Source organism: Malaciobacter sp., assembly GCF_055140965.1.
Genome location: NZ_JBSRRO010000007.1, coordinates 64275 through 70457 on the forward strand (window position 1 = coordinate 64275; position 6183 = coordinate 70457).

Sequence of the window (6183 nt, forward strand, 5' to 3'; positions counted from 1 at the left end):
AGTTTTGTATGACTAAATTAAAGGGGTGTGGATTAGGTCTAAGAAGTGATTTTTTATTAGATTTAAAACATAGCAATTTCTCACCTGATTGGTGGGAAGTTACTCCTGAAAATTGGATGCATATGCCAAGGGTTTATGAAAAAGCCTTTGAGCAAGCACTATTTTCAAAACCTACTGTTGCCCATGGATTATCACTATCAATTGGTTCTATTGATAAGTTAAATAAAGAGTTTGTTAAAAAGATAAAAGAGTTTTTAGATAGATATAATATTGAGTTTTATTCTGAACACCTTAGTTTCTCATCACTAAATAATATGCAAACATATGAGCTTTTGCCTTTGCCTATGACAAAAAGAATGGTAAATATTATAAGTGATAGAGTAAAAGAGGTTGAGGATATAATTCAAAGAAATTTAATCTTAGAAAATGCCACATATTACTTAATACCTTATGCAAATATGCGTGAAGTTGACTTTATAAATGAAGTATTGGAAAAATCAGGTGCTAAAATGCTTCTTGATGTAAATAATGTATTTGTAAATTCAGTAAATCACTCTTTTAAAGCAAGAGATTTTATCGACCAAATTGACAAAAGTAAAATTGCATATATGCATATTGCAGGTCACTATTTTGATGAGGAATCAAATCTTAGAATAGATTCTCATGGCATGCCCATTTGTAGTGGGGTTTGGAAACTTTTAGAGTATACTTTAAAACAAATAAACGCCCCTGTGATGATAGAAAGGGATAATAATATCCCACCATTAAGTGAGCTTGAAAAAGAGTATCTTCACATGAAAAATATAGTAAAAGAAGTTCAAAATGGCTGATTTAGAAAAAGATATACAAAAAGATTTTATTAATATTGTTACAAAAGATAATAAAAAAGAGATCTCTTCTAAATATAAAGTTTATCAAAAGTTAGTTTATTATAGATATGAAGAGATTATAAAAAATAGTTTTTTAGAGTTTAAAAAGTATATTAGTGAAAAAGAGTTAGAAAACTCAATAAGAAAGTTTCTAAAAGAGCCTTGTACCACTGAGTTTGTTTGGCAAATTGCAAATGATTATAGAAAGTTTGTAAAAAAAAATAGACTATTTCATGATAGAAAATATCTTTATGAACTTTTATACTTTGACTGGATTGAGATTGAATTAGCCATGCAAGAGTACAAAATAGAAGAGTTAAAAGAGTTTCATTATGAAAATAGCTATAAACTTTCAAATAGTGCAAGACTTAAGAAATTTAACTATGATATTTTAAATGCAAATATAGAAAAAAAAGAAGAGAATTATGCAATTATTTATTATGATTTTAAAGATGATGAGGTTAAGTATAGACAAATAAACCCAGTGATATTTTATCTTTTACGAAAAATAGATAAAACTAAAAATATTCAAAGCCATCTTTTAGAACTATGTTTTGAAAATGATATTGAGTTTCAAGAAGCAAAAGATGTTTTGTTTGAGCCTTTAAGTGAGTTATTTCATAATAGAATCTTTGAATCTAAATAATATACTCGTCTTTTATAAAAACTTTAATTTAATAATAGATATCATAAATAATGCAAAAGAACAATAAATTTTCAACAATTTTAAACAATCTTCCTGAAATAATTATTTTAGTAGTAGAAAATGACACAGTAATTGATTCATTTGGACAGATAAAAGAGAAGTTTAATAATAGCAAATTATATGAACATTTTAGTAAAGTAACTTATAATAAACTTTTATTATTAAAATCAAAAAATATAGATAATTTAACTATTTATTGGAATAATAAAGATTATGAAGTTTCATATTTTGATGATACATATTACTTCAAAGATGTTACAAAGTATAGGAATTTATATTTAGAATTAAAAAAAAGTCTTAGAGATTTAAGGTCTAAAAAAGAGGAACTTCATGCAGTTTTTGATTTAGCAGGAAATGGTATCTCTATTTTAAATGAAGAGGGTACTTTTCTTTATGCAAATAAATTTTTTCAAACAATGATGGAGTATTCAATGGAAGAGTTATACAGTGAGTCTTGTATATCTTTATCTTCTCCTGAATATGCACAGCCTAGTAAAAGTGCAGTACAAAGAGCAATTGAGGAAGGAATTGTCGAAAGATTTAGAAAAATTTGTGTTACAAAATCAGGCAAAAAAATCAATGCGAGTATGTCTTTAAGTTATATTAAAAGTACAAATGAAATTGTGATGATTACTTCTGATATTACTTCTGATGTTAAATATCAAGAAGATTTAAAAAGAAGAATAAACAAAGAAGTAGAAAGTAGAACTAAACAATATGAAATTATGTGTCATCAATCAAGACTTGCTTCAATGGGAGAGATGATTGAATCAATTGCACACCAATGGAGACAGCCTTTAAATAATCTTGGAGTTATTGTTCAAGGTTTAAAACACTTAAACAATAGCGAAGATTTTGATTTTAATTTGTTAAATGAAATGGAAACAGAGATGATTGAAAAGATCAATTACATGTCTGAAACAATTGATGATTTTAGTAATTTCTTTAAAATTTCCAAAGAAAAAAAGAATTTTAATATATTAAATAGTGTGAAAGATACAATCAAATTAATTGATGTTCAATTAAAAAATGAAAACATAAAAATAAATGTAAATATTGAAGAGGGTGTAAACTTAGAACTTTATAGTTTAGAAAATGAGTTTAGGCAAGCTCTTTTAAATATAATACAAAATGCCTTAGATGTTTTGATTTTAAGAAAGCAGTTTAATAGTTTTATTAATATTGATATTATTCAAAATGGAAGTTTTATAGAACTTAGCATCGGTGATAATGGTGGAGGTATTTGTATGAAAAATATTGAACAAATTTTTGAACCTTATGTTACAACAAAAAAGCAAGGAAATGGAATAGGTCTTTATATGTCAAAAGTGATTATAGAACATAATATGAAAGGAAATTTAACTGTACAAAATAATCAAATTGGTGCAGTATTTACTATTTCACTAAAATCAAAAGATGAAAATTAATGGGAAAATTATATACAAAACTACAAGCACTAACTTTATTAATTGTTGAAGATGATGAGAGTACATTAAAATGGTTAGAAAGAATACTCTCAATTTATTTTAAAGAAGTAAAAATTGCAAATAATGCAATGGATGCTTTTGCAATATTTAGAAAAGAAGATATTGATGTAATAGTTGCAGATATTCAGATTCCAGAAGTTGATGGTTTGCATTTGTTACAAAAAATTGCAAGTGTTAAGCCAAGTTGTATCAGAATTGTTATGACAGCTTTTAATAATCATATCTATTTAAATAGGGCAATTGATGCAGAAGTGGATTTTTATTTTAAAAAGCCAATAGATATAGATGAGTTATTGGTCTCTATTTCTTTAAGTGTAAAAAATCAAAAGAAAATTACTGATAAAATAAAACTAAAAGAGAATTATATATATGATTTTGTACAAAAGATGATAATAAGTAAAGATTCAAAAATAAACTTAACAAAAAAAGAGTCTTTACTATTTGAACTTTTATATGAAAATAGAAATACAATTGTAAGTTTAGAGTATATAGAAAATTCAATTTGGGAAGAACCCACAACAAATGAAGCCATTAGAATGGTGATTTCAAGTCTTAGAAAAAAACTTTATGAAAACTCAATCCAAAATATTAAAGGCTTTGGATATAAACTATGCATGAGTTAAATCTTATATTAATCTTACACTAATCTTATTATTTCCTTTTGTTCTTTTGTTAGAATTAATTATAAAAGGAGTTTCTATGAAGAAAAAAATTCTTATTGTAGGCGGTGGTACTGCTGGTACAATGACTGCAAATAATTTAGCAAGAAGACTTATGCATGAAATTGATAAAGATGAAATAGAAATTACAATGATTTCAGATTCAAAATATCATTATTATAGACCTGGAGCTATGTATGTTGCTTTTCATAAAGCATCAGGGCATGAATTTGTAAGAGAACAAAAAACTCTTTTGATGCCAGAAATAAATTTTATAATAGATGAAGCAATACAGATAAAACCTAGTGAAAATTTTGTAAAAGGGAAAAGTGGAACTATTTATAAATATGATTATGTAGTTCTTGCTACAGGTTGTGAAGTAGCAGTAGATAGAATTCCTGGATTAAAAGAGGGTGGAAATTGGTTCTATTCTTATGATGGAGCAAAAGAGCTAGCAAAAAAGCTTGGGCAGTTAAAAAAAGGAAGAGTTTTAGTAACTGTTAGTTTTCCAAAAACTCCAAATGTTCCTTATCAATGCGGTATCGCACCTGTTGAAACAACGATTATGTTGCATGATCATTTAAAAGAACATGGAGTAAGAGAAGATGTTGAGATTATATATACTTATCCAAAAGTTGCTCAAAGTATAACTGATGGACTTTTTATGCAAGGACCTACTTCTAAAGTTTTACCATCTATTTTTGATGATATAGGGGTAAAGCATAAAACAAGTTTTACTTTAAACAAAGTTGATCCTGATAAGAAAATTGCTTATTCAGAAGAGGGTGAAGAGATTGAGTTTGATATTTTGATGTCAACACCTCCTTTTATTGCAACAAAATTTATAAGAGAATCAGGATTATCAAAAGCTATTAATGATGAGGGATGGTTACCAACTGATAAAAAAACTTTAAAAGTAAAAGGATATGAGAATATATATACTTTAGGAGATACAGTTGATCTACCAGTTTCAAAAGCAGGTGGAACTATACATAATCAAACAGATGTTGTTGCTGATAATATTGCCTCAGAGCTTAGATACGGCTATCCAACAGAAGCTTATGATGGTAAAGTAATTGCAATTGCTCAGATGGGATTATCTTGCGGAATGCCACTTTGGTATGATTATGACGAAGATGTAAAACCAACTCCTTGCAGTAAACTTGGAAGTTTCGTAAGAAAAGGTTTTAATATGGGAATTTATTGGGCAGCAGCTCGTGGAATGGTATAGGAGTCAACTATAAAGAAACCTAACTAAAAAAACAAAGATTTTAAAGTTTCATTTGGAAACACCTAAAGCTAAATTTTCATCAAATTTGGTTTTGTTCTTTAACATTACAAATATTGTTTTTAGAAGTTTATTTGCAACAGCAATAACAGCTTGTTTAAATTTTTTACCTTCTTCTCGTTTTTTAGAGAAATAGAGTTTAAATTTTTCGCAAGAGCGGATAGTTCCAATTGCCATTTGCCAAATAGTTCTTCTAAGGTTGGCATTACCTCTTTTTGAGATTTTGCCTTTATAGTTGATTGAAGTACCACTTTGTCTAACTGATGGGTCAATTCCGATTGAAGCACATAGTTGCTTAACTGAATTGAATCTATCAATAGAAGATACTTCAACCATAAAGTTTTTAGAAGTTACTGACCCAACACCAGGTATTGATTGTAATATATCAATATCGTCGTTTATATGAGTATCTTCTAAAGAGTTTTCCAACTCTAAATCTAGAATAGATAATTCATCTTGAATAGCTATTAATCTTCTAATTTTAGAAGTTAAAACTTTTTCAAGATATTTATCGGATACGGCGATAGAAGTTTTTGCTAGGGTTAATATATCCTTTGCAGTGATTTTAACTTTATTGCCACTTGTATCATCTAGTATTCGTTGGATAGTCTTCTCCCTTAAGTTTCTAATCGCTTTACGGCTAGGAGCTTTAAGGAGCAGATTTAAAATGCTCTTTGTAAATATATTTGTGTTCTTTAACAATTCAGGGAATAATTGCACTAAATTAGCTTTTATTTCAGTTTTTAATCTGGCTATATCTTTTGAGAGATTTTCTCTCTCACGGATAAGTGGTCTGATATTTTCAATAATATCAGGTGTTGCAAGATGTAATGACTGATATGATTTTAAACTAAATAGAGCAATTGAAGCTGCATCTTTTTTATCATTCTTAGTTTTTCTAAGTGTAGTTGAACCAATAAAACTCTTTATGAGTATTGGATTAATTACTACACACTTAAAATAAAAGCTCTTCTTTGGAATAAGATGATAGATACTCTAATAAAGTATCAAATCCATCTCTATCCATTGTAAGTTTTACCTCTAGTTTAATCTCACCACTACTCTGTAGTAGTGTTAAATCAAAGCTGTCTTTAGAAATATCTATTCCTACGAATTGTTTATACATCACAAATACCTTTACAAATGTTATTTTTACAAGTAAACAGATAAGTAA

General features: G+C 27.5%; 7 protein-coding genes. 5 read left to right on the plus strand and 2 right to left on the minus strand.

Annotation, left to right across the window (positions count from 1 at the left end):
* The first annotated feature begins 8 nt into the window (after positions 1–8).
* The 5 genes from ACTCCZ_RS03790 to ACTCCZ_RS03810 all read left to right on the plus strand — a co-directional run bounded on the left by ACTCCZ_RS03790 (position 9) and on the right by ACTCCZ_RS03810 (position 4952).
* Positions 9–830 carry an MbnB/TglH/ChrH family RiPP precursor modification enzyme gene (locus tag ACTCCZ_RS03790; protein ID WP_079578145.1) on the plus strand — a complete coding sequence of 274 codons (822 nt, stop codon included), beginning with the start codon at positions 9–11 and terminating at the stop codon, positions 828–830.
* Entirely contained in the window at positions 823–1515 is a 693-nt protein-coding gene (locus ACTCCZ_RS03795; protein ID WP_079578146.1) for a hypothetical protein, read from the plus strand. Before ACTCCZ_RS03790 ends, ACTCCZ_RS03795 begins: the two co-directional genes overlap by 8 nt.
* Positions 1516–1565: 50 nt before the next feature.
* Complete coding sequence (locus tag ACTCCZ_RS03800; protein ID WP_079578147.1) at positions 1566–3002, plus strand: PAS domain-containing sensor histidine kinase; 1437 nt, start codon at positions 1566–1568, stop codon at positions 3000–3002.
* Positions 3002–3685 carry a response regulator transcription factor gene (locus ACTCCZ_RS03805; RefSeq protein WP_079578148.1) on the plus strand — a complete coding sequence of 228 codons (684 nt, stop codon included), beginning with the start codon at positions 3002–3004 and terminating at the stop codon, positions 3683–3685. The genes ACTCCZ_RS03800 and ACTCCZ_RS03805 overlap by 1 nt, the downstream gene beginning before the upstream one ends.
* A gap of 76 nt (positions 3686–3761) precedes the next feature.
* Positions 3762–4952, plus strand: coding sequence for an NAD(P)/FAD-dependent oxidoreductase (locus ACTCCZ_RS03810; RefSeq protein ID WP_079578149.1), 1191 nt, complete (start codon positions 3762–3764; stop codon positions 4950–4952).
* Positions 4953–5000: 48 nt separating this feature from the next.
* On the opposite strand, the gene ACTCCZ_RS03815 is transcribed toward ACTCCZ_RS03810, so the two are convergent.
* Positions 5001–6002 (minus strand): IS110 family RNA-guided transposase, encoded by a 1002-nt coding sequence (locus tag ACTCCZ_RS03815; protein ID WP_463187155.1) that lies wholly within the window; start codon positions 6000–6002, stop codon positions 5001–5003.
* Positions 5965–6183, minus strand: a 219-nt coding sequence (locus tag ACTCCZ_RS03820; protein WP_463187153.1) for an IS110 family transposase, incomplete at its 5' end; no start/stop codon positions are given. The genes ACTCCZ_RS03820 and ACTCCZ_RS03815, both read right to left, overlap by 38 nt.